The 21,976-nt window shown below is 75.0% G+C and carries 20 protein-coding genes and 1 pseudogene; 10 read left to right on the top strand and 11 right to left on the bottom strand.

Annotated elements, in window-relative coordinates; all coding sequences use genetic code 11:
• Nucleotides 1–60: 60 nt before the first annotated feature.
• The 4 genes from ACRAS8_RS29795 to ACRAS8_RS29780 form a co-directional block, all read right to left on the bottom strand.
• The gene (locus ACRAS8_RS29795; protein ID WP_438489074.1) at nt 61–1,269 is read right to left on the bottom strand and encodes an NAD(P)/FAD-dependent oxidoreductase; all 1,209 of its coding nucleotides are present in this window, start codon (nt 1,267–1,269) and stop codon (nt 61–63) included.
• 264 nt (nt 1,270–1,533) lie between these two features.
• Nucleotides 1,534–1,938 carry an STAS domain-containing protein gene (locus ACRAS8_RS29790; RefSeq protein WP_438489073.1) on the bottom strand — a complete coding sequence of 135 codons (405 nt, stop codon included), beginning with the start codon at nt 1,936–1,938 and terminating at the stop codon, nt 1,534–1,536.
• Nucleotides 1,939–2,213: 275 nt separating this feature from the next.
• Complete coding sequence (locus ACRAS8_RS29785; protein WP_438489072.1) at nt 2,214–2,705, bottom strand: NUDIX domain-containing protein; 492 nt, start codon at nt 2,703–2,705, stop codon at nt 2,214–2,216.
• 110 nt (nt 2,706–2,815) lie between these two features.
• The gene (locus ACRAS8_RS29780; RefSeq protein WP_438489071.1) at nt 2,816–4,351 is read right to left on the bottom strand and encodes an ATP-dependent DNA ligase; all 1,536 of its coding nucleotides are present in this window, start codon (nt 4,349–4,351) and stop codon (nt 2,816–2,818) included.
• 86 nt (nt 4,352–4,437) lie between these two features.
• Here ACRAS8_RS29780 and ACRAS8_RS29775 point away from each other — a divergent pair, with 86 nt between their 5' ends.
• Both ACRAS8_RS29775 and ACRAS8_RS29770 read left to right on the top strand, forming a co-directional pair.
• A complete protein-coding gene (locus ACRAS8_RS29775) occupies nt 4,438–5,172 on the top strand; it encodes a histone deacetylase (RefSeq protein ID WP_438489070.1) in 735 nt (244 codons plus the stop codon).
• 108 nt (nt 5,173–5,280) lie between these two features.
• Nucleotides 5,281–6,612, top strand: coding sequence for a phosphoribosyltransferase family protein (locus ACRAS8_RS29770; RefSeq protein WP_438489069.1), 1,332 nt, complete (start codon nt 5,281–5,283; stop codon nt 6,610–6,612).
• 99 nt (nt 6,613–6,711) lie between these two features.
• Here the strand turns inward: ACRAS8_RS29770 and ACRAS8_RS29765 are convergent, their stop codons facing one another.
• Nucleotides 6,712–7,827: a baeRF3 domain-containing protein gene (locus ACRAS8_RS29765; protein WP_438489068.1), complete on the bottom strand. Its 1,116-nt coding sequence runs from the start codon at nt 7,825–7,827 to the stop codon at nt 6,712–6,714.
• A 418-nt stretch (nt 7,828–8,245) separates the two neighbouring features.
• Here ACRAS8_RS29765 and ACRAS8_RS29760 point away from each other — a divergent pair, with 418 nt between their 5' ends.
• Complete coding sequence (locus ACRAS8_RS29760) at nt 8,246–8,680, top strand: CBS domain-containing protein (protein WP_438489067.1); 435 nt, start codon at nt 8,246–8,248, stop codon at nt 8,678–8,680.
• 79 nt (nt 8,681–8,759) lie between these two features.
• On the opposite strand, the gene ACRAS8_RS29755 is transcribed toward ACRAS8_RS29760, so the two are convergent.
• Both ACRAS8_RS29755 and ACRAS8_RS29750 read right to left on the bottom strand, forming a co-directional pair.
• Nucleotides 8,760–8,978, bottom strand: a complete 219-nt coding sequence (locus ACRAS8_RS29755; RefSeq protein ID WP_438489066.1) for a hypothetical protein — start codon at nt 8,976–8,978, stop codon at nt 8,760–8,762.
• A gap of 65 nt (nt 8,979–9,043) precedes the next feature.
• Nucleotides 9,044–9,181 (bottom strand): annotated as a pseudogene (locus ACRAS8_RS29750) (3-hydroxybutyrate dehydrogenase); the annotation flags it as partial.
• 447 nt (nt 9,182–9,628) lie between these two features.
• Here ACRAS8_RS29750 and ACRAS8_RS29745 point away from each other — a divergent pair.
• Complete coding sequence (locus ACRAS8_RS29745) at nt 9,629–10,156, top strand: hypothetical protein (RefSeq protein ID WP_438489065.1); 528 nt, start codon at nt 9,629–9,631, stop codon at nt 10,154–10,156.
• 21 nt (nt 10,157–10,177) lie between these two features.
• On the opposite strand, the gene ACRAS8_RS29740 is transcribed toward ACRAS8_RS29745, so the two are convergent.
• The 3 genes from ACRAS8_RS29740 to ACRAS8_RS29730 all read right to left on the bottom strand — a co-directional run bounded on the left by ACRAS8_RS29740 (nt 10,178) and on the right by ACRAS8_RS29730 (nt 12,224).
• Nucleotides 10,178–10,693, bottom strand: a complete 516-nt coding sequence (locus ACRAS8_RS29740) for an NUDIX hydrolase (protein ID WP_438489064.1) — start codon at nt 10,691–10,693, stop codon at nt 10,178–10,180.
• 54 nt (nt 10,694–10,747) lie between these two features.
• On the bottom strand, nt 10,748–11,362 hold the full coding sequence (locus tag ACRAS8_RS29735; protein ID WP_438489063.1) for a hypothetical protein: 615 nt from the start codon (nt 11,360–11,362) through the stop codon (nt 10,748–10,750).
• A gap of 64 nt (nt 11,363–11,426) precedes the next feature.
• Nucleotides 11,427–12,224, bottom strand: coding sequence for a glutamate racemase (locus tag ACRAS8_RS29730; protein ID WP_438489062.1), 798 nt, complete (start codon nt 12,222–12,224; stop codon nt 11,427–11,429).
• A gap of 136 nt (nt 12,225–12,360) precedes the next feature.
• Between ACRAS8_RS29730 and ACRAS8_RS29725 the strand changes: the two genes are divergently transcribed.
• The 6 genes from ACRAS8_RS29725 to ACRAS8_RS29700 all read left to right on the top strand — a co-directional run bounded on the left by ACRAS8_RS29725 (nt 12,361) and on the right by ACRAS8_RS29700 (nt 19,583).
• Nucleotides 12,361–13,509, top strand: a complete 1,149-nt coding sequence (locus ACRAS8_RS29725) for a glycosyltransferase (RefSeq protein WP_438490636.1) — start codon at nt 12,361–12,363, stop codon at nt 13,507–13,509.
• Between the two features lie 509 nt (nt 13,510–14,018).
• On the top strand, nt 14,019–14,462 hold the full coding sequence (locus ACRAS8_RS29720; RefSeq protein ID WP_438489061.1) for a DUF6643 family protein: 444 nt from the start codon (nt 14,019–14,021) through the stop codon (nt 14,460–14,462).
• 46 nt (nt 14,463–14,508) lie between these two features.
• Nucleotides 14,509–15,333 (top strand): MOSC domain-containing protein, encoded by an 825-nt coding sequence (locus ACRAS8_RS29715; RefSeq protein WP_438489060.1) that lies wholly within the window; start codon nt 14,509–14,511, stop codon nt 15,331–15,333.
• Between the two features lie 134 nt (nt 15,334–15,467).
• Entirely contained in the window at nt 15,468–16,097 is a 630-nt protein-coding gene (locus ACRAS8_RS29710) for a hypothetical protein (protein WP_438489059.1), read from the top strand.
• Complete coding sequence (locus tag ACRAS8_RS29705; RefSeq protein WP_438489058.1) at nt 16,091–16,549, top strand: ATP-binding protein; 459 nt, start codon at nt 16,091–16,093, stop codon at nt 16,547–16,549. Before ACRAS8_RS29710 ends, ACRAS8_RS29705 begins: the two co-directional genes overlap by 7 nt.
• 601 nt (nt 16,550–17,150) lie before the next feature.
• Entirely contained in the window at nt 17,151–19,583 is a 2,433-nt protein-coding gene (locus ACRAS8_RS29700) for a right-handed parallel beta-helix repeat-containing protein (protein WP_438489057.1), read from the top strand.
• Here the strand turns inward: ACRAS8_RS29700 and ACRAS8_RS29695 are convergent.
• Nucleotides 19,553–21,958, bottom strand: coding sequence for a hypothetical protein (locus ACRAS8_RS29695; RefSeq protein WP_438489056.1), 2,406 nt, complete (start codon nt 21,956–21,958; stop codon nt 19,553–19,555). The two genes, ACRAS8_RS29700 and ACRAS8_RS29695, sit on opposite strands and share 31 nt — an antisense overlap.
• Nucleotides 21,959–21,976: the final 18 nt, after the last annotated feature.

Raw genomic sequence — 21,976 nt, 5'->3', positions numbered from 1 at the left:
CGGCTCGGAATCTTCCTCTCCCGAGTCGCCTATTCGCCCTGTTCTTCTCATTCGTCTGATTCAGATGATGTGGGCCTCGGGCCGGGTCGCGGCGTGGTGGGCGTCGAAGCGGGTGGCGGCGAGCGGGCCGATGTCGAGGAAGGGTTCGCGGCGCAGGTAGAGGTCGCGGACGAGCTCGCCGACGGCGGGGGCCTGGAGGAAGCCGTGGCCGGAGAAGCCGGTGGCGTAGAGGAAGCGCCCGGGGTGCGGGGCCTCACCGATGAGGGCGTTGCGGTCGGGGGTCATCTCGTAGAGGCCGGCCCAGCCGCCGGTGACCGGCAGGCCGGCGAGCGCCGGTGCCCGGCGGGCCGCGGCGGCCCGGAAGGGGACCAGCCATTCGCGGCTGAACTCCCGCTCGTGGCCGGGTGGTTGGGCGGGGTCGGAGAGGCCGAGGAGCAGCCCGTCGGCACCGTCGTTGTGGAAGTAGAGGGTGGAGGCGTAGTCGAGGGTGAAGGGGATACGGGGCGGGCGGGGGCGCAGCGGCCCGGTGAAGGCGATCTGCCGGCGCAGCGGGGTGACCGGGAGGCTGACCCCGGCCAGCGCGCCGACCTGCGCGGACCAGGCGCCGGCACAGCAGATCACGGTGCGGGTGCGGACGGTGCCGTGCGGGGTGCGGACGGCCTGGAGGCGGCCGTCGGCGGTGTCGATGGCGGTGACGGGGCAGCGGGTGCGGACGGTGGCGCCGAGCCGGCGGGCCGCGCGGAGGTAGCCGGTGACGGCGGCTTTGGGGGTGGCGTAGCCGTCGGTGGGCGAGAAGGCGGCGGCTACGAGGGTGCCGGGGTCGACGTAGGGGCACAGGTCGCGGGCGGCGCGCGGGGTGATCAGGCGGCTGGGCACGCCGTGGGCGTTCTGGAGCTCGATGCCGGCGGCGAAGGTGTCGCGTTCGGTCTCGTCGCCGAGGAGGAAGAGGTAGCCGACGGTCTGCAGGCCGATGTCGGCGCCGGGGCGGCGGGCGAAGTCCCGCCAGGCGTCCAGGCTGCGCAGGCCGAGCCGGATGTTGAGCGGGTCGGAGAACTGGGCGCGGACCCCGCCCAGCGGTTTGCCGGAGGAGCCGCCGGCCGGCAGGTCGCGTTCGAGCAGCAGCACCCGGCCGGCGTCCGCCTCGGCCAGGTGGAAGGCGATGCTCGCGCCGATCACCCCGCCGCCGATGATCACGACGTCGGCGGAGGCGGGGAGCGGGGCGGGCTGCGGGTCGGGGAGCGAGGGTGCCGAAGCCGTGGAGTGGGCCATCCGGGCCGCCTTCCCGTCGTCACATGGTCGGGTGGGCACGTCGTCACGCCGTGGACCGTCCCGGCGGCGGGGCCGCGGGGCCGGTGCCCTTCGATGGTGACGGGCCGGGGGCCGGCCGTCCATGCGGCGTCGCGGGAGGTGAGGCCGGCGGCCGGGAGGCCGGAGCGTCACACACAGGGGTCAGCGCGGTCGGGCCGGGCCGCTTCGCCCGCAGGCGTGACCGCTCCCCCAGATGGCGCAGCCGGCTCGCGGGGGGGGCGGCGGTCAGTCCGCGGGGTCCTCGGGCGGCGGCCATGCAGGACGGCTGCCGTCGGGGACCGCGGCCAGGGCGTGGCCGACCGTCGGATAGCAGGAGAAGACCCCGAGCGACTGCGTCCCGACCAGCAGCTTGAGCATCCGCACGCCCAGGGAGGCCAGGAGCAGCCGGCCCTCCAGGCGGCGGCAGAGCCATTCCAGGGCGAGCAGGCAGCTCAGGCCCCGGGAGTCGCAGAACCGCAGGGCGGTCAGATCGAGCACGAGGAAGCGGTGGCCGGCCGAGACGACGGACCGGGCCTCGGCGAGGAACGTCTGCTCGGTGCGGAGGTCCAGCTCACCGCTGACCCGCAGCACCGCGCACTCGTCCTCCTGGACGAGTGGGGTGACCGCCAACGACCGCATCTCCGAGCTCATGCCGTCCAGCCTAAGCGCCGCGCTACCCGGCACCACCGGTGTGCCATCGGCGTACGCGGGCGGGCTCCGACGGCGGAGACGGGCCTTCGCAGGGGCCCGAAGGGGCCCGGACCAGCGGCGCAGACCCGAAAATCGGCGCTCGGAAGCGATCGGAAACGGGCGCATTTCTCATCGTTTCTCATCTCGTTTCTCATCGTTGCGACTCATTACGGGCACCCTCGGGCAGCCTCGGGCAGCAGAACTCTTGCCATGAACCTGACTGCCGGCACGGGCCCTCAGCGGCTCTCGCCGGCCCCGCCCCCGGCGAGGACGTCCGCCAGCCGGTCCAGGAACGCCCGCTGGGCCGCGATCAGCCGGTCATACGCCTCCCGTGGGCTCCACCACGCGACCCGGTCGATCTCCGGGAAGGTCCGCAGCACCCCGGAGCCGCGCGGCCACTCCATCTCGAAGGTGCCCGGCTGGATCCGGTCCGGGTCGAGGTCGGCCTCAACGGCCCAGACCGTCACCACCTTGCCGCCGGACTGCCGGACGTCCCCCAGGGGCAGGTACCGCCCTTCCGGCGGCGCCATACCCAGCTCCTCGGCGAACTCCCGGCGGGCCGCCGCCAGCGGCTCCTCCGGCGGCAGGTACTCGCCCTTCGGTACCGACCAGGCACCGGCGTCCCGGCGGGCCCACAGCGGGCCGCCCATGTGCGCCAGCAGCACCTCGATGCCGCCGTCCGCGCCGCCGCGGTACAGCAGCAGCCCGGCACTCCGCTTCCCGGCCATCCGCTCCCGCACTCCCTTCGCCCCGATCGTTCGTCCCGCTTGCTCGTCCCGTGCGTTCGTCCCCTTCGCTCGTCCCTTCGCTCGCCCCTTCGCTCGCCGGTCCCGCCGTGTCATCCGTGCGCGGCGAGCACGGTGTCGAGGGTGTCGGCCTCCGCGGCCGTCTTGTCCTCGCGGTAACGCACCACGCGGGCGAACCGGAGGGTGATCCCGGCCGGGTAGCGCGGCGAGGTCTGCAGTCCGTCGTAGGCGATCTCCACTACGAGTTCCGGACGGACCGTCACCACATGGCCGTCGTCCGCCACCGCCAGCTGCCGGAGCCGTTCGGTCTGCCAGTCGAGGGTGGCGTCGGTGAGTCCCTTGAAGGTCTTGCCGAGCATGACGAAACCGCCGTCCGCGGACCGTGCCCCCAGGTGCAGGTTGGAGAGCCGCCCGGTGCGGCGGCCGTGGCCCCACTCGGCCGCCAGGACCACCAGGTCCAGGGTGTGCACCGGCTTCACCTTCAGCCAGGCGGCGCCCCGGCGGCCGGCGCCGTAGGGCGCGTCCAGGGACTTGACCACGACGCCCTCGTGGCCGCGCCGCAGGGTGTCGGCGAAGAATTCCGCGGCGGCGGCGCGGGCGCCGGGGTCGTCCGGGTCCTCGACGACACAGCGCCGCACCCGCGCCGACTCCGGTACGACGGCGGCGAGTTCGGCGTGCCGGCGGTCGCCGGGGAGGTCCAGCAGCTCGCGGTCGCCGAGCGCGAGCAGGTCGAAGAAGACCGGGGTCAGCGGGAGGGCGGCGCGGGCCGCGGCGACGTCCGTCCGGGAGCCGAACCGGCCGGCGACCCGCTGGAACGGCAGCGGGCGCCCGTCCGCGCCCAGCGCGATCACCTCACCGTCGAGGACGAGGCGCCCGGCGGGCAACTCCCGTACGAGGGCGATGACTTCGGGCAGCCGGTCGGTGACCTCGTCGAGAGTGCGGGTGTGGATCCGGACGTCCGGGCCGTCCCGGTGCACCTGGACCCGGATGCCGTCGAGCTTCTCCTCGACGGCGCAGCGGCCGAGCCGGCCGATCGCCTCGTCCACGGAGGCGGCGGTCTGCGCGAGCATCGGCCCGACCGGCCGGCCGACGGTGAGCCGGAAACCGGCCAGCGCCGCCGGGCCCTCGGCGAGCAGCGCCCGGGCGACGTCCGGGAGCGAGCCGGCCAGCATCACCGCGCGCCGCACCGCGTCCGGCGGCGCGCCGGTGGCGGCCGCGAGCCCCTCGACGGCGAGCGCGTCCAGCGCGCCCTGCCGCACCTCACCGGTCAGCAGCCCGTGGAGGAACCGCTGCTCCTGCGCGGTGGCCGTGGCGAGCAACGCGCCGACCAGCCGGCGCCGTTCGGCCTGGGCACCGGGGCCGGCGACCCGGGCCAGGGCGGTCAGTGCGGCGTCCACGTCGCGGACGGTGAGGGTGGACCGGTCGGCGGGCGGCGGCGGGTCGCGCAGGGCACTCCAGCCGACGCCGATCCGGCCCTGGGGCAGCTGCCCGGCCAGGTAGGGAATGACCACCGGGACGTCCTCCGGGGCGGCGGCCCGGAACAGCTCGGCCAGCAGCGCGGTCTTCCGCGACCGGGCCGACGTGGCGGCGACCTCGGCCGAGACCCGTGCGAGAGCGGCGAGCAGCATACGGTCATCCTGCCCCCGCGAGGCCGCCCCCGCTCCCGCAGCCGGCCCGCACGCCCGCCCGCCGTCGCGGGCGCTACCGTGAAGAGGTGACCGCGCCCCGCGCCCCGGAACCCTTCGACGCCAACGCCGACGCCGACGGGAACGCCACCCGTCCGCTCCCCGTCACCCATGTCTGGTACGCCGCGTACGGCTCCAACACCCACCCCGAACGGCTCGGCTGCTACCTCGCCGGCGGCCGTCCGCCGGGCGGGCTGCGGGAGTTCCCGGGATGCCGCGATCCCCGGCGGCCGCGGCGCAGCGCGCCGGTGCTGCTGCGCGGGCGGCTGTACTTCGCCACCGAGTCCGCGGTGTGGACCGGCGGCCGGGCCTTCTACGACCCCGACGCGGACGGCGAAATCCCCGCTCACGCCCACCTCCTGACACTCTCTCAGTTCTCGGACGTGGCGGCGCAGGAGATGTACCGGGAGCCGGCCGCGGACCTCGATCTGGCGGAGGTCCTCGCCCACGGGCGCGCCCGCCTCGGCCCCGGCCGCTACGAGACGCTGGTCTGCGCCGGCCGGCTCGACGGCCACCCGGTCCTGACGTTCACGGCACCCTGGCGGAGCACCGACGTCCCGCCGAACCCGCCCTCGCCCGCCTATCTGCGCCTGATCGGGACCGGCATCGGCGCCGCACACGCCTGGTCGGCGCTCCGCACGGCGGAGTATCTCGCCACGTGCCCGGGGGTGCACCCTCGGTGGTCGGTACCGGAGATCACCGCCCTGCTGACCGCCGCTCCGCCCGCCGCCACACCGGCCACGCCACCCGGACCTCCGGAATGACCAGCCCGGCGCATTGACCAGCGCGGCTTGCGGAACGACCGGTACGGAGTTATTCCGGATTTAGGTGTGGACGTGGCTTTCGTCTCCCCTGGGTAGGGGGTGCACACTGTGCTGTTCACTGACCGCGCAGACGCCGGACGGCGGCTCGCCGAGGCGCTGCGCCACTTGGAGAAGGAAGAACCCGTCGTCCTGGGCCTGCCACGCGGCGGCGTCCCCGTCGCCTATCAGGTGGCCCAGGCGCTGCGTGCCCCGCTCGATGTGATCGTGGTCCGCAAGCTCGGCGTCCCGTACCAGCGGGAACTGGGCTTCGGCGCGATCGGCGAGGGCGGCGTACGGGTCCTCAGCGAGGACATCATCCGCCGGGGCCGGGTCGCGCCCGAGGACGTCGACGCGGTGCAGCGCACCGAGGAGGCGGAACTCTCGCGCCGGGCCGAGCGGTTCCGGGCCGGCCGGCCGCGGCTGCCGCTCGACGGCCGGACCGCGATCGTCGTCGACGACGGCATCGCGACCGGGTCGACCGCGGCGGCCGCCTGCCAGGTGGTCCGTGCCCAGGGCGCCGCGCGGGTCGTGCTGGCCGTGCCGGTGGCCCCGCCGGACGCCGCCGAGCGCCTGCGCACCGCGGCCGACGAGTTCGTCTGCCTGTCCACCCCGTATGCGTTCGCGGCGGTGGGCGAGTGGTACGAGGACTTCTCGCAGACCTCCGACGACGAGGTGGTCTCCCTGCTGGCCCAGGCCGCGAGCGGCACCGCCGCCCGGCCCGGTACGGCGCACGGCGCCCGTACGACGACGGCGCACCGTGCGGGCGACTGGGAGGAGGTGCGGATCGAGGCCGGGCCGGTGCGGCTCGTCGGGGACCTCACCCTGCCGGTACCGGGCGGGCCGGTCGTGATGTTCGCGCACGGCTCCGGCAGCAGCCGGCACAGCCCCCGCAACCGCGCGGTGGCCACCGCCCTGAACCGCGCGGGCCTGGGCACCCTCCTCTTCGACCTGCTCACCCCGGCCGAGGAGGCCGACCGGGCCAAGGTCTTCGACATCGAGACGCTGGCCCGGCGACTGGCCGAGGCCACCCGCTGGCTGCGGGCCCGCGAGCGCGTCCCGATCGGCTACTTCGGCGCGAGCACGGGGGCCGCGGCCGCGCTGCGGGCCGCCGCCTACCCCGACGCGGACATCGCCGCCGTGGTCTCCCGCGGCGGCCGCCCCGACCTCGCGGGACGCTCGCTGCTCTCGGCCGTACAGGCCCCGACGCTGCTGATCGTCGGCGGCGCCGACACCCTGGTACTGGACCTCAACCGCCAGGCGCAGTCCGCGCTGGTCTGCGAGAACAGGCTGGAGGTCGTGCCCGGCGCGACCCACCTCTTCGAGGAGCGGGGAGCGCTGGACAAGGTGTCCAGCCTCGCCCGAGACTGGTTCACCCGCCACTTCCATCTGCTACCGGCGTAGCGGCGCCACAGTGGCTACGGCAGTGGCAACGGTGGTCAACAGGCTGCCTGTTGACCACCGTTGCCACTGCCGTAGCCGGCTCCTTACGTAGCCAGCTCCTTAATACCGCAGCGTCCCCGCGATCCCGCCCACCTCGGCGAGCACACCGTCCGGTACGAAACGCACCTCCGCGCCGGTGTCCAGCGACCGCTCCACGATCGCGTCCACGATGTCGTCGACGGCGTCCCGTTCACCGGGCTCGGCCGGCGTCAGGTGGCCGCCGACGTCCCGCACGGTCTCCCGGTAGTTCTCCTCCACTGCCAGCAGAGCGACCCGGCCGCTCTCCGCGTTCTGCCGGATCTCGTCCACTCCGGCCGCGAAGGCCCGCCGCCCGCGCGCCCGGACCAGTTCGGCCAGCACATCGGCGACTTCGGCCTCCGCGCGCTTCTCCGCGTACGGGCGGACCGCCTGCCACAGCGGCTCCGGCGGGCCGGCGGCCAGCCCGGCCTGCGGTACCTGAGTCACCGTGACCTTGATGCCGGTGCCGCCCCGCATGACCATCCCCGCGTCGTCGAAGAGGGAGAGCGCCGCCGCCTCACCGACCACGTACAGCGGCCGCGGGTCGGCCTTGAGGACGGTGGCCAGAGCGGTGTCCGCCTCCCGCAGGAACTTGCGGGTGTGCTCGTCGCTGAAGGTGCTGGGCACCTCGCCCACCTGCAACTGGTCCTCGGGGTCGGGATCGACCAGGCTGCGGGTCAGCGGGAACCCGCCGCGCCGCAGCTCGGTGAGGCGGTCCGCCGCGCCGCTCCACAGGCTGACGTGGTCGGCGGAGAGCGCCAGCACCCAGAAGGGGTGCTCGGCGGCGTGCGCGGCGACGAGATTGCGGGTGAGGAAGGTGTCCGAGAGCACCACCCGGGCCGGGACCGTGCGGCCCAGCGACCACACCTGGTGCTCCCCCGGCGCGGCGAAGAGGACCATGCCCTCCTCGGCGTGCGTCAGATCGACCTCGGCCGCCGCCTTGTCCAACTGCTCGATGACGTCGATCCGTCGCTCCCTGGAGACGTTCGGATCGGCCTGGAGCCGCTCCTTGGCCTCGGCGAGCATGTTCCGCAGCAGGACCGGGTCCTGTGCGCTGTCCGGCTCACGGCGATGCGTGGGCATCAGCACCGACACGGCCGGATAGGGCCGCTGCCGGCGAAGCTTGGCGAGTTCAGCGGGGCTGAGCGCAGCATGCATCGGAACCCTTCTTTCGATGAGCGGATTCACGAATCTTTCGGTGAGCGGATTCACGAACGGATCCACGAGCGGACTCCCGGGCGGATCCAGCGGATTCACGGAGCGCTGTGGAGCGCGGAGTCGGGCCCGGCCCAGCGGGGAGGTGTCCCCGCGGATAGCCTTGTCCGACCCCCCGGAGCCCTACCACACTATGCACGATATGCCCGTTTCCTCGGTGCGGCAGCAGGTGCGGCGGCAGCGGTCTCCCGCCCGTACGGCAGCCGGATTTCGGGCCGGCCGACGGCGTCCCGGCCCCGGAAGCGACCTTGCGCCATTCGTGGTGTCATCGAAGTGTGGGCGCCCCGCGGACCATGCGGACGCCATGCGACGAACACTCCGGAGAAGCCCTGAGAAGAACCCTGTGACAGCGGGAGGAATCATGGCCGGCAACCTGCGAGCCCGGGACATCATGACCGGCGGAGTGCAATGCGTCGGCGCGCACCAGTCGTTGAAGGACGCAGCACAGATGATGCGTGACCTGAAGGTCGGCGCGTTGCCGATTTGCGGTGACAACAACAAGCTGACGGGGATGATCACCGACCGTGACATCGTCATCAAGTGCTGTGCCGAGGGCATCGACCCGGCGACGGTGCAGGCCGGAAGCATGCAGAGCAAGGTCCACTGGATCGACGCCGACGCGGACGCCAGCGATGTCCTGCGCGCCATGGAAACGCACCGGATCAAGCGCCTCCCGGTGATCGACGTCAAGGGCGGTCACCAACTGGTGGGCATGATCACCGAGGCCAACCTGGCCAAGACGCTCAACGACGCCCAGATCGCCGAATTCGACCGCCGCGTCTACGCGACCGCCTGACACGCCCGTACAGCGGCCGAGCGCGCCGCTTCCGCGCCCCGCACCCGGCCGCTGGCGGACCACCACCGTACGGCCGACTTCACCGGTCGTCTTCACGGACCGGCCCCCGGTCCGCGTCGTACGCGGCGAGAAGATCGCCGACCAACAGCCGCTGCGCGTAGACGAAATGCCACCGCCCCGAGAGCCGGGCGGTCCGTACCGCGTGCCGCCCGCCGTCGAAGCGGAACACGAACTCGCCCTGGGGTGTGGCGCGTTCGAGCAGCCGGTCAGCGAGGCCGTGCCGGGCCAACGCCCGCACCGCCCACTCCCCGACGAACCCGGCCCGCGCCCGCCGCTCGATGAACTCCCGGCTCTCCGCCCCCAGTACGACACCTGCGGCGTGCAGAGGTACGCCACCGCCTCGGCGACCCCCTCGGGCTCGACGAGCCGTTTGAGGGCCGCATCGGCCAGCAGGACGCCGGTCAGCACCCGCTCCTCGGGGATGCCGCGCGCGCAGGCCCGTCCCATACCGCTGGCCGCACCCGTGACCAGGGCTGTCCGGTCGCGCAGATCGAGGGCCACCGGGCCGAGGGCTCGGGGCGCGGGCGGCAGGATGCCGGGAGTACCAGGGACACCAGGCACATCAGGTGTACCGGACGTATCAGAGCTGCGCTTCGCGGTCATCCGCGCGTGATCGCAGCGCGGGCCGCGCCACGACAGGGCCCCGCCGGACACCGCCCGGCGCCCGGCCCCGGGCACCGCGCGTTCACCCGAACGGCCGCCCCGGATCGCCCCGCCCCCCGCGGGCCTCCTACGGTCTGTCCGATGGGTCAGGGCCGAAGTCAGGGCTGAAAGGGCCGCGCCGCGGTCCCGGCCATCGACCCAACGCACAGGCGCCTGGCGTCGAACCACCCCAGCGTCGAACGACACAGCGCGCCGACCGCGCACCGCCGCCACAAGGAGGCCGACATGCGGAGGCTGATAGCCGTGCCGACTGTGCTGCTCGCCCTGGCCGCCGCGGGCTGCGGGACCGGTGAGGACCGCGAGGAGGCACCGGCCACCACGTCCGCGTCCGGCCCGGGCGGGGCGCCCGACGCACCCGAGCCGCAGGGCTCCCCCACCATCCCGGGCCAGCCGGTGAGCTGCGGCGCCATCGCCGACGCACTGGGCAAGGCGCACGGCGTCGCCCTCTACGCGGACCCCGGCGCGGGCGGCACGGTGGGCTGCGACGAGGCCCGCGCGGTGATGAAGGAGTTCTTCCTGCGGGCGCCGCCGCAGTCGGCCGGACACCCGGGATCGCTGGCCGTGCGGGGCTGGGCCTGCCAGTACGACGCCGGCCCCACCGGCACCTGGGTCACCGAGTGCCGACAGGGCGAGCGCGCCATGCACACCGAGGACTCCGGCCAGGGGCCCGGCCCCAGCGGCCCCCCGGACGAGCCCGGCGCGCCCGACGAGTCCTCGCTCCCCATGGAGGAGCCGTCGACCACCGAGCTGTAGGCCCCGGCCGACCACCGGTCACTACTGGACGAGCGAGTCCGAAGTCCCGCCGGCCTCCTCCGGCACGGCCATCCCCTGGAACCACGTCGGCCCGCCCGCCAGCGCCTTCCCGATCCGGGTGCGCGCGTAGTCGTCCAGCTCCGGGAGGGCGTCCACGGAGAACCAGCCGACCTCCAGCGACTCGTCGTCGTTGACCCGCGCCTCGCCGCCGACCGCCCGGCAGCGCAGTGTCACGTCCAGGAACTGGCACTCGTCGCCGTTGGGATACCGGACCGGCGGCATGGCCTCGACGAGGACCACCCCTTCGGGGACGACCCGGACCGCGGTCTCCTCGTACACCTCGCGGACCGCGGTCTCGGCGGGCTGCTCACCGGGCTCCGGGATGCCGCCGATCACCGACCAGCCGCCGGTGTCCACCCGCCTGCCCAGCAGCACCCGGCCGGCGTCGTCGAGGACCACCGCGGTCACCCCGGGCAGCCACAGCAGCTTGGTGCCGATGTCGGCCCGGAGGTCGCGGATGAAGTCGGGGATCGCCATGCCCCGACCCTACGGGACGATCACCGGCCCCGACCCGAGCGGACGCGGTACGCCCTAGGCCGCCGACGCCGGGCGGCGCAGCCGGAGTCGTTCGCGGACGCAGCGCACCGCGCCCTCGGCATCGTCGACGGTGATCGTGAACGTCCGCCCGTCACCGAGCCGGAGCACCATCGCCTCACCGCGGCGGACGATCACGGCGGTGCCCTGCTCGGGCCGCCAGCGGTACCCCCAGCCGCCCCAGTGGCGCGGGGTGACCCGGGGCGCGAAGTCCGCGTCGACGACGCTGTCCAGCGGGATCCGGCGGCGCGGCAGGCCCATGTGGCCGCACCGCACCTCCAGGCAGTCCGCGTCCACCCGGACCGCGACATGGACGAACGCGAGGGTGCCGAAGAGCACCAGCAGCCCGGCCGCGACACAGCCGACCACGGCCATCACCAGGGGCGCCAGCCCGGAGGTCCAGGTGCTGTTCACCGCGAGGCCGATGCCCAGCGCCATGCAGGCCGCGCCCACGGAGGACAGCAGCCACTGGACGCGGTTGGACGCCCGGCCGTGCCAGACCTCGGGAATCTCCGCATGCGCGCCGCCGGCCGGTCGGCCACCGGCCGGTACACCGTCGGTACTTCCGTGCTCACCGGGGGCTGCGGCCCCCTCCTGGGGGTGGTCCCTCATGAGACGCAGCGTACGCGCCTTCGCAACCTGTGGCCCGGGATGGCTCCGTGTGGCAGGCGGCGCGTCACACGGTGCGCGGCGCGGCCGGGACGGCGCCGGCGAGCAGCCGGCCCTCCGCGTAGGCCAGGGCCACTTCGGGGAGCGTGCCCGGGCGGCCGCTGAGGAGGACGTGGAGGGTGCCGGTGGGGGCGGCCGCGGGGGCTGGTTCGGCACCGATCCGGCGGAGTGCCTGGGCGGCGACCGCCTCGGCGGAGCCGTGCAGGACCAGCGGCGGGGTGCCGGGCTGCTGGAGGGCGGCGCGGATGCGTTCGGCGACCAGCTCGTAGTGGGTGCAGCCGAGGACGACGGACCGGATGTCGCGCGGGGTGCGCTCGGCGGCGGCGGCCACCGCGGCGTCGATCGCGTCCTCGTCGGCCTGCTCGACGGCGTCGGCGAGGCCCGGGCAGGGCACTCCGGCGACCGCGACGCCCTGGGCGAAGCGGGCGATCAGGTCCTGCTGATAGGGGCTGCCGGTGGTGGCGGGGGTGGCCCAGATGGCGACCGGGCCGCCGCCGGCCGCGGCGGGCTTGATCGCCGGGACGGTGCCGATGACCGGGATGGCCGGCTCCAGCTCGGCACGGAGCGCGGGCAGCGCGTGCACGGAGGCGGTGTTGCAGGCGACGATCAGCGCGTCCGGGCGGTGCGCCGCGGCGGCCCGGGCGACGGCCAGGGCGTGCGCGGTGACGTCGTCGGGGGTACGCGGGCCCCACGGCAGGCCGTCGGGGTCGGTGGAGAGGACCAGATCCGCGTCCGGCCGCAGGCGCCGCACGGCGGCGGCCGCCGGGAGCAGGCCGGTTCCGGAGTCCATCAGCGCGATCTTCACCCGGACACTTTACTCAACGGGCCGTCCTGCTTGTCATACCGGGCCGGACAGGACCGGAAGGGGGCGGGGGCCGCGAGTCCCTGCCGGGCACCGGCCCGCGGCGGCCCCGGTGGGGCAGACTGCGGCCGTGGACGCGATGGAGTGGATCGCCGCGGTGTCCCTGGTGGCCTGGATCTGGCTGCTGCTGGGGCAGGGCTTCTTCTGGCGGACCGACGTCCGGCTGCCGGCCCGCCGGGATCCGGACCGCTGGCCGTCGGTGGCGGTGGTGGTCCCGGCGCGGGACGAGGCGGCGGTGCTGCCGGCGAGCCTGCCGACGCTGCTGGCGCAGAAGTACCCCGGCCGGGCCGAGGTCTTCCTGATCGACGACGGGAGCACGGACGGCACCGGCGCGCTCGCCCGCGAGCTGGCGGCCGGCGGGGGCGGGCTGCCGCTGACCGTCGCCTCGCCCGGTGAGCCGGAGCCGGGCTGGACGGGGAAGCTGTGGGCGGTCCGGCACGGCATCGCGCTGGCGCGGGAGCGCACCGCCCCCGAGTACCTCCTGCTGACCGACGCCGACATCGCCCACGAGCCGGACAGCCTGCGGGAGTTGGTGGCCGCGGCCCGGTCCCACGAGCTGGACCTGGTGTCGCAGATGGCCCGGCTGCGGGTGGCGACCGGCTGGGAGCGGCTGATCGTGCCGGCCTTCGTGTACTTCTTCGGCCAGCTCTACCCGTTCCGGTGGGTCAACCGGCGGGGCGCCCGGACCGCGGCGGCGGCCGGCGGCTGCGTCCTGCTGCGGCGGGAGGCGGCGGAGCGGGCCGGCGTCCCGGAGGCGATCCGGCACGCGGTGATCGACGATGTGTCGCTGGCGCGGGCGGTGCAGCGCTCCGGCGGACGCATCTGGCTGGGGCTGGCGGACCGGGTGCGCAGCGTGCGCCCGTACCCGCGGCTGGCGGAACTGTGGCGGATGGTCTCCCGCAGCGCCTACGCCCAACTCCGCCACCGGCCGCCGCTCCTGCTGGGCACGGTCCTGGGGCTGGCGCTGGTCTACCTGGTGCCGCCGGCCGCCCTGCTGGCCGGTCTCGCGGCCGGCGACCCGGTGGCCGCGGGCCTGGGCGGCGCGGCCTGGGCGGTGATGTGCGGGACGTATCTGCCGATGCTGCGCCACTACCGGCAGCCGCCCTGGGCGGCACCGCTGCTCCCGTTCACCGCGCTGCTCTACCTCCTGATGACCGTGGACTCGGCCGTGCAGCACCACCGGGGGCGCGGCGCCGCATGGAAGGGCCGCACCTACGGCGCGCCCTGAGCGGTCACTTCCGGTCGAGAGCGGCCACTTCCCGTCGAACCGGCCCCGCAGCACGCCGGAGGCCCTCCGCTTCGTCTCCCGCTTCGTCAACGAGACGGCCGGGGCGTCCTTCGTGACGGTGGCTTTCGTCAGGCGGACGGGAACGGGGCCCGGGGCCCGGGGCAGCCTGGCCGGGCGGCGCGGAATTGACGCCACCGGTTGACCGGCCGGCAACGGCGGCCGACGGGACACGGGCGGCGGGCTTGCGCATCGACATCGCCGCGCCGTCCCCTCGTCGTGAGTCCTCGTACCCCATCAGCCGTGGCCGTCACCAACCCACTTGGCCGGGAACGCCCCGAACGCCCCCTGTTCATCCGCTGGAAGCGAGGTCTTTACACGATCCCTACGGGCGATCGCGACCGATTTTCACAAGTTCGCTCACATTGCGGACCCAGGACCTCTCCGAACCCGTAAAACAACCCTCTTGTCAGGCTCCCCAATCGACACATCGTGGGCTTAACTTATGAGGCATGACCTCCCCCCGCTCCACTTACAGCGGCGGCTACTACGCATCGCCCTCCTTCCCCGACACCCCCATCTACGACAGCCTCGTCGCAGAGCGGGGTACGCCGCAGATCGCCCCGATCCGGGTGAACCCGTCCCCCTGGGAGACCGGTTCCTCGCTGCCGGCCCTGCCCGCGCTGCCCTCCGCGCCGTCCGCGCCCGCGCACGGCCACGGGTATCCGGGCGCCGTGCCGCAGCCGGCCGCCCCGCTGCAGCACACCCCGGCGCCGTACATCCCGCAGCAGGCGGGCCATCGCGGCTACCAGCCCCCGCAGCAGCACCAGCGCCCGGCACCGGGCATGGGCACGGGGTACGAGGCGATGCGTCCGGCCGCCCCGGTCGCGCCGCGGCCCGTCTCACCGTTCGACGAGCCGGGGTACGGCCGCCAGTATCCGCCGCGCGGGTACTGAACCGCCCGCTCGACCAGATGTGCGAAGCGGCTGGCAGGATGGGGCCATGTCAAGGCCACAGATCCAGTCGCTGCACATCTATCCGGTCAAGGGACTTGCGGGGGCCGATCCCGGCGATGCGGTCGTCGAGCCGTGGGGGCTCGCCGGGGACCGGCGGTGGCTGGTCGCCGACGCCGCGGGCCGGCAGATCACCCAACGCCAGCAGCAGAGGCTGGCGTTAGCCCGTGCCGAGCCGCTGCCCGGCGGCACCCTGCGGCTGACCGCGCCCGGGATGCCGCCGCTGGTGGTCGAGGTGCCCGAGCCGCTGGGCACGGTCCCGGTCCAGGTCTTCGACGACGTCGTCGAGGCGGTGCCCGCGGGCCCCGAGGCGGCCGCCTGGTGCCAGGGCTTCCTGGGCGTCGAGTGCCGGCTGCTGCACATGGACGCCCCGGAGATGCGCCGCCCCGTGGACCCCCACTACAGCGAGCCCGGCGACACCGTCAGCTTCGCCGACGCCTATCCGCTGCTGCTGACCACCGCCTCGTCGCTCGACGCCCTCAACTCCCTCATCGCGCAGGGCGACCACGCCGACGAGGGGCCCCTTCCGATGAGCCGTTTCCGGCCCAATGTGGTGATCGCCGGTACGGCGCCCTGGGCGGAGGACGACTGGCGACGGGTGCGGATCGGCGAGGTGGAGTTCCAGGTGGCCCTGCCCAGCGGGCGCTGCGTGGTGACCACCATCGACCAGCGCACCGCCGAGCGCGGCAAGGAGCCGCTGCGGACCCTCGCCCGCCACCGCCGCTTCGGCGGCCAACTGGTGTTCGGCCAGAATCTGATCCCCCGTGGTGCGGGCACGCTCCGCGTCGGCGACCCGTTCGAGATACTCGGCTGACGGCCGCACGCGGCCGCCGCCGCCCTCGTTGCGGGCCGGTCGGCGGCTGCCTACAGTGAGCGCTCAGCGCCGCCGACGGGACCGGCCGCGGGGGGAGACAGAGAGCTGCTGTGCCGATGCCTGCCAGGGATGCCGTGAGCGGCCCCCTCATCCCCGTCCGGCGCCTGCGCCCCGGGGACCACACCTTCGCGGGCCACGGCGACGACGAGGTCCGCCGGGCGGACGTGCCGGAGGAACCGGAGGAAGAGGTACCGGCCCGGATCGGCTTCCCCAGCCGCAGCACGGTACGGGCGCGCGAGCGCGGCCGGCTGGTGGTCACCGGCGTGCGGGAACTCATCGGGCCGGACGCCGAGTTCACGGCCGCCCGGCAGCCGGGGCAGCTGCGCGCGGCCACCGACCGGGCGACGGCCGAGGAGCACACCGGGCGGCGGCCGTACACCGGGCACTGCGCGTACGACCGCCGGCGGCTCGACCCGGCGAGGGTGGCCGCGAGGGAGCGGTCGCGTCCGCGGGCCGTGCCGGAGCGGCTGAGCGGTCCGCGGACGGTGCGCGGGCCGGGCGGGGCGCTGCGCTTCGTCGGCGAGGCGGACACCGCCCATCGGACCGCGTTCGTCCGCTCGTCGAAGAGCACGCCGGCCCGGGGCGCCACGGGACACGATCTGGTCGAATCGCGCTGCGGCCGCGGGCAGCAGCGGATGCTGCGGCGGCCGGGCGCCGAGGCGGTGCCGCGGCGGGCGCCGAGGGAGGTGGTACGGCCGTGCTGAATCCGGAACCGGCCGGTCACGGTCGGGCGAAGGAGCCGGTGGAGGAGGCCGGGCGCCGGCTGCTGCAGCGGCGCTTCACCGCGCGGCTGCTGCCGCAGCTGCGGCTCCTGGTCGAGGAGTGCGCCGCCCGGGAGGGGCTGAACGAGCCGCGGCGCGGGGAGTTCGTGCTCGCGGTCGACGAGATCGCCGGGAACGCCGTGGAGCACGCCGGCGGCGCGGGGCGGCTGGTGCTGCGGCGGGTGGGGGACGAGCTGGAGTGCCGGATCAGCGACGCCGGCCCCGGCTTCAGCGAGACGGTGATCCCTGAGCTGCTGCCGGGCCTGGACGGCGCGCCCAAGGGGCGGGGGCTGTGGCTGGCGCGGCTGGTGGCGGACCGGTTCGCGGTCGGGTCCGGCACGGGCACGGCGGGCGAGCGGGGCGCGGTGGTGACGGTGGCGGTCCGGCTGCGCTGACGGCCCGGCCGTCCGGCACGGGAACCGGCCTCGGGCGGGGCGGGCGGCGGGTGCGCCGCGAGGCCGCCAACCGGGCGCACTGTCAGGGGCGTTCGGGGCGGGTGGGCCGACCGGGGCGGGAGTGTCTCCGCCTCGTCCGCGGTGCCCGCCGCGTAACGCGGCCCTCTTTGCGTGGAACCCGCGCAGCGGAGCCCCGGCATGCGGTATCCACGGATACGAGAGGGGGCACGATGCGGGCGATACGGGCATTGGTGTGGGCGGTCTCGGGCCGCGGACCGCGGGGCGGAGAGGTGGCCGCGCCGCGGCCGGCTGGCTCGTCTAGGGCGGCCGGCGGCTGGCCGTACGGCAGCTGATGGCACGTCGGTTCGGCCGCTGGGACGCGGCCCGGGCAGGCGCCGGGCAGGACTGGGGCCGGGCCGGCGCCGGGAGTTGAGGAGCGGCTGACCAGGCTGCGGACCGTGTCAACTGCCGCCCCCCGGGCGCGCTACGGTGGTGCCTCCGGCCTCTCGGCTGGGGCCTCGCAGACCGGAAGCGGACCTCCCGCTTCACCCATGGCTGCCGGGCCGACATCCGCCGCACGAAGTGGGGACACGACACCGCCATGGCACAGGGCTCGGTCCAGGTGACGCACTCCGGAACGTCGCGTTGGCGGCGCCGCACCGGTGAGTACAGTTCGCTCGCCGCCGCCCTGGAGGCCGCCGGTGACGGTGACGTCCTGACCGTGCCCGCCGGGACGTACCGGGAGAACCTGGTGCTCCAGCGGGCGGTGACGCTGCGCGGGCCGGAGGGGGCGCGCGGCTCGGTGCGGATCGCGCCGGCCGACGGGGTGGCGCTGACGATACGAGCCTCGGCCACCGTCCACGACCTGCACCTGGAGGCCACGGACTCGGCGTCGCCGGCGCTGCTGGTGGAGGACGGCACCCCCGAGCTGACGGACCTCCGCGTGGTGACCCGGTCCGCGGCCGGCATCGAGGTGCGCGGCGGCGCCCGTCCGACGGTGCGGCGCTGCACGGTCGACAACGCCGGCGGCGTCGGCATCAGCGTCCTGGACGGCGCCGGCGGGGTGTTCGAGGAGTGCGAGGTGGTGGCGGCCGGCCAGGCCGGGGTGACGGTGCGCGGCGGCGCCCATCCGCGGCTGGTGAACTGCCGCATCCACCATGCCTCGGGCGCCGGCCTGTCGCTGACCGGCGAGGGCACCACGGTCGAGGCGGTGGGCTGCGAGCTGTACGAGATCAAGGGCACGGGCGTCCAGGTGGCGGGGCGGGCCGCCGGCCATCTCACCGACTGCACGGTGCACCGCACCACCGCGGACGGCGTCACCCTGGACACCGACGCGGTGCTCACCCTCGCCGACTGCGACATCCACGACGTCCCGGAGAACGCGGTGGACCTGCGGTCCCGTTCGGTGCTGACGCTGACCCGCTGCACCGTGCGGCACTTCGGACGCAACGGCCTGTCGGTGTGGGATCCGGGCACCCGGGTGGACGCCAACCACTGCGAGATCCACGACAGTACGGGCGACTACCCGGCGGTGTGGGTCAGCGACGGCGCGACCGCGGTACTGGACGCCACACGGCTGCACGACGTGCCCGACGCGCTGTTCGTCCTGGACCGGGGCTCCCGGGCCGACGTCGTGGACTGCGATCTCACGCAGGTCCGCAACACCGCGGTGTCGGTGAGCGACGGCGCCACCGTCCAGCTGGACGACTGCCGGATCCGGGAGACCTCGACCGGTGCGTGGTTCCGCGACCACGGCAGCGGCGGCACGCTCGCCAACTGCACCATCGACGGGGCGCAGACCGGGGTGATCGTCACCAAGGGCGCGGACCCCACCATCGAGGGCTGCACGGTCACTTCGCCCGCCGAAGCCGGGTTCTACGTCTCGGCGGAGGGCCGGGGCGCCTTCCACGGCTGCCGGGTCACCGGCAGCTCCGGCTTCGGCTTCCATGTGATCGACGGCTGCCGGACGACGCTGACCCGGTGCCGTACGGAGCGGTGCGCGCGCGGCGGCTACGAGTTCGCCGACGCGTTCGGCGACGGCAGCGGCGGCGGGCCCACCGTCGAGGACTGCACCAGCGACGAGAGCCGGACCACGCAGGCGCCGCCGGTGGCCGCACCGACGGTGCAGCCGGCGTCGGCGACGGCCGGGCTGCTGGGCAACGTCCCGGCGCCGCGCCGGGCGCCGGCCGCCCCCGACGCCGCGCCGCAGCCGCCGGCGCCCGGCCGCCCCTCCGAGGAGGTGCTGGGCGAACTGGACGCCCTGGTGGGGCTGGACAGCGTCAAGCGGGAGGTGCGCACCCTGATCAACATGATCGAGGTGGGGCGCCGCCGGCAGGAGGCCGGCCTCAAGGCCGCGTCGGTCCGGCGGCATCTGGTGTTCACCGGCTCCCCCGGCACCGGCAAGACCACGGTGGCCCGGCTGTACGGCGAGATCCTGCACTCCCTGGGGGTGCTGGAGCGCGGTCACCTGGTCGAGGTGTCGCGAGTGGACCTGGTGGGCGAGCACATCGGCTCGACGGCGATCCGCACCCAGGAGGCGTTCGACCGGGCGCGCGGCGGGGTGCTCTTCGTGGACGAGGCGTACGCGCTCTCCCCCGAGGACTCCGGGCGGGACTTCGGCAAGGAGGCCATCGACACCCTGGTGAAGCTGATGGAGGACCACCGGGACGCGGTGGTGGTGATCGTGGCCGGCTACACCGCGGAGATGGCGCGGTTCCTGGCGGTCAACCCCGGTATCTCGTCGCGTTTCTCACGGACCATCAGGTTTGGTGACTACGCCCCGGAGGAACTGCTGCGGATCGTCGAGCAGCAGGGCGAGGAGCACGAGTACCGCCTCGCCGAGGGGGCCGGCGAGGCGCTGCTCAAGTACTTCACGGCGCTGCCCAAAGGGCCCTCGTTCGGCAACGGCCGCACCGCGCGGCAGACGTTCGAGGCGATGGTCGAGCGGCACGCGGGCCGGGTCGCCAGGATCACCGACCCGAGCACCGACGACCTGACCCTGCTCTACGCCGAGGACCTGCCCGAACTCCCCTGATTTTCCGCGGGGTTGGACCGCTGTGCCGGTATCCCGGGGGCCAGCCGGGCGAGCAGTTGGGCGCGCACCCGGTCGAAGACGGGGTCGGCCTGGTAGTCGCCGTGGCCCAGGATCTGGGCGGGCAGCGGGTTCTGGAGGGTGCGGCCGAAGGCGAGCGGGTCGCGCAGCGGCCCCTCGTCGATCGCCCGGCCGTCCTCGCAGGTGAGCCGGATCGGGCCGCCGATGGGGTCGGTGAAGCGCCAGAGGTTGCGCCAGTCGTCCATCTCGCGGTGCAGGCCGGTGAGGGCCGGCGGGCCGAAGTAGGCGGGGAACCAGCGGCCGTAGAGGCGTTCCAGCGGGCTGCCGTAGGTGAGCAGGGCGACCCGGCTGCGGGTGACCAGGTCCAGCTGCCAGACGGCGGCCGCGGCCAGCACACTGCCCTGGGAGTGGCCGGAGATCACCAGCCGGCCGTCGTAACGCTCGGTCCAGGTGGCCATCCGCCACGTCAGGTCGGGGACGGCGCGCTCGGCATAGCAGGGCGGCGCGAAGGGGTGTGCGGCGCGCGGCCAGAAGGTGCCGACGTCCCAGAGGATGCCGATGGTGCGCCGGGCGGAGTGGTCGCGGTAGGCGCGCCGGCCCATGGTGAGCAGCAGGAGCACCCCGGCGCCCATCAGCCAGGAGCCGAGGGACTCGGCGACCACGGCGGCGGCGTGCACGAACGGCGGTGCGCCCTCGGTGGCGCGGCCGGGGGCCCGGTCGGTGAACCAGGCCCCGGCCACCGCGCCGGCGCCCAGGACGAGGGTGACGGCGGCGACCGCGGCCACCAGGACGGGCGCCGCGTCGGTGAGCCCGGCGCGGGCGATGGTGCCGGCGATGCGCTCGGTGCGCAGCACGTCGGGCCGCTCGCGCGGGTCGTAGAGGCCGGGGACGTCCTTGGCGACCCGCTTGCGGACCAGCAGGACCCGGACGCCGGCCAGGACAGCGACGACGGCCACCACGGCGAGCAGCGCGGGCAGTACCGACGCCTGCCAGGACAGCAGCACCGGCGGCCCGGGGATCGGGGCATGGTCCTGGCCGGGCGTGGCGGGCCCGTCGATCCAGTCGGCGAACCGCTGGGCCGCACCTCCCGTCAGCACCCCGGCGACCGCACAGGACAGCAGTGCGACGGCCGGCCCGCCCATGCCGCGCAGCGCGGTGCGGGCCTCGCCCCGGGCGGCGCGCTGGAGGAACCAGGCCGTCACCGCCAGGGCCAGCACCAACCCGCCCTGGAGGACGGCGATCCCGCCGAACGCCGCGACGCCGGGCAGCGGGCCGTGGCTGTGCGCCGCCGGCCGCGACCAGGCGGCGTAGCCGGCGGTGAGGGTGAGCACGGCCAGCGCGAGGTAGGGCAGCGCGCGGACGGCGAGACGGTCGGACTCCTCGTCGCGGACCGCCTCGCTGCGGGCGGTGCGCCAGACGACGAGCAGGGTGCCGGCGGCGAGCAGCACGACCAGGCCGGTGAGGGTGCGGCCGGCGGCGGTCAGGGCGGTGGCGCCGGCCCGGTCGTCGGCCCGCAGGGAGGCGACGAGCAGGGCGGCGGTGATGGTCAGCACCCCGGCCGTGGTGTGCGCGGCGCGCAGCCGGGCGACGAGCCGGCGGCCGTACCAGAAGCCGTCGAGACCCAGCGCGGTGCGCTCGTGGGCGGGGGTGTCGCGGGAGGTGCCGGGACGGCGCGGCGGCGGGGAGGCGGACTCGTAGGCGCTCCAGGTGCGGTGCGAGAGCCACCACAGGAAGCCGACGACCGCCAGGGGCAGCGCGGAGGCGAGGACCAGGCGGCGGCCCGGGGTGCTCCACCAGCCGCCGCCCGCGGGGTCGAGGAAGCCCAGCCAGGACTTGCCGGTGGCGCAGACGGGGGTGCCGGCGCACTGCCAGGCACTGAGGTCGAGGGCGACCTCGCACGCCGCGGCGGCCAGCAGGATGGTGAGGGTCAGCGCGAGCAGCCGTACGAGGAGGTCGTAGACGCGCTGGCCCCGGTGGTCGGGCGGGGCGGCCGGGCGCATCCAGTGGGCGAGGTTGGCGACCATGAACGGCAGCAGGATCAGCCAGAGTGCGCGGGCGCCGTTGCCGGAGGTGAGGTTGGACCAGCAGTACGCCTCGCGCACCGGCCGGGTGCGGTAGGCGCCGGGGCGCCGCTCGGCGTCGGCGTCCTCGGAGCGGCGGTAGCAGGCGGCGGTGTCGTCGCCGGTGATCAGCTGGACCCGTGGGTCGCCGAGCATCTCCTGCGGGGTGGTGCCGCCGACGCCGTGGACGAGGAGCTCCAGGGCGAGCGGCGACTGCGGTGCGGTGACGGGTGGCGGGTCCGCCGCCGGGCTCGGTTCCGGCGTGCGGGCGGACGGTGGTGTGGCCGCGGTCTCCACTGGCTCTCCCCCGATGTC

Origin of the sequence: Streptomyces sp. S186 (assembly GCF_051603415.1) — a bacterium.
In the GTDB taxonomy this organism is placed as follows: Bacteria; Actinomycetota; Actinomycetes; order Streptomycetales; family Streptomycetaceae; genus Streptomyces.
The sequence above is the reverse complement of the archived record's forward strand: the minus strand, read 5'-3'. Positions and strand labels throughout refer to the sequence as shown.

Bases quoted from the DNA above. Each gene is read 5' to 3' on its own strand.
- ACRAS8_RS29765 (WP_438489068.1), bottom strand. From the start codon at position 7,827: ATGCATGCTGCGCTCAGCCCCGCTGAACTCGCCAAGCTTCGCCGGCAG.
- ACRAS8_RS29780 (WP_438489071.1), bottom strand. From the start codon at position 4,351: ATGCTGCTCGCCGCTCTCGCACGGGTCTCGGCCGAGGTCGCCGCCACG.
- ACRAS8_RS29745 (WP_438489065.1), top strand. From the start codon at position 9,629: ATGCGGAGGCTGATAGCCGTGCCGACTGTGCTGCTCGCCCTGGCCGCC.
- ACRAS8_RS29700 (WP_438489057.1), top strand. From the start codon at position 17,151: ATGGCACAGGGCTCGGTCCAGGTGACGCACTCCGGAACGTCGCGTTGG.
- ACRAS8_RS29725 (WP_438490636.1), top strand. From the start codon at position 12,361: ATGGAGTGGATCGCCGCGGTGTCCCTGGTGGCCTGGATCTGGCTGCTG.
- ACRAS8_RS29785 (WP_438489072.1), bottom strand. From the start codon at position 2,705: ATGGCCGGGAAGCGGAGTGCCGGGCTGCTGCTGTACCGCGGCGGCGCG.
- ACRAS8_RS29790 (WP_438489073.1), bottom strand. From the start codon at position 1,938: ATGAGCTCGGAGATGCGGTCGTTGGCGGTCACCCCACTCGTCCAGGAG.
- ACRAS8_RS29740 (WP_438489064.1), bottom strand. From the start codon at position 10,693: ATGGCGATCCCCGACTTCATCCGCGACCTCCGGGCCGACATCGGCACC.
- ACRAS8_RS29720 (WP_438489061.1), top strand. From the start codon at position 14,019: ATGACCTCCCCCCGCTCCACTTACAGCGGCGGCTACTACGCATCGCCC.
- ACRAS8_RS29715 (WP_438489060.1), top strand. From the start codon at position 14,509: ATGTCAAGGCCACAGATCCAGTCGCTGCACATCTATCCGGTCAAGGGA.
- ACRAS8_RS29795 (WP_438489074.1), bottom strand. From the start codon at position 1,269: ATGGCCCACTCCACGGCTTCGGCACCCTCGCTCCCCGACCCGCAGCCC.
- ACRAS8_RS29760 (WP_438489067.1), top strand. From the start codon at position 8,246: ATGGCCGGCAACCTGCGAGCCCGGGACATCATGACCGGCGGAGTGCAA.
- ACRAS8_RS29735 (WP_438489063.1), bottom strand. From the start codon at position 11,362: ATGAGGGACCACCCCCAGGAGGGGGCCGCAGCCCCCGGTGAGCACGGA.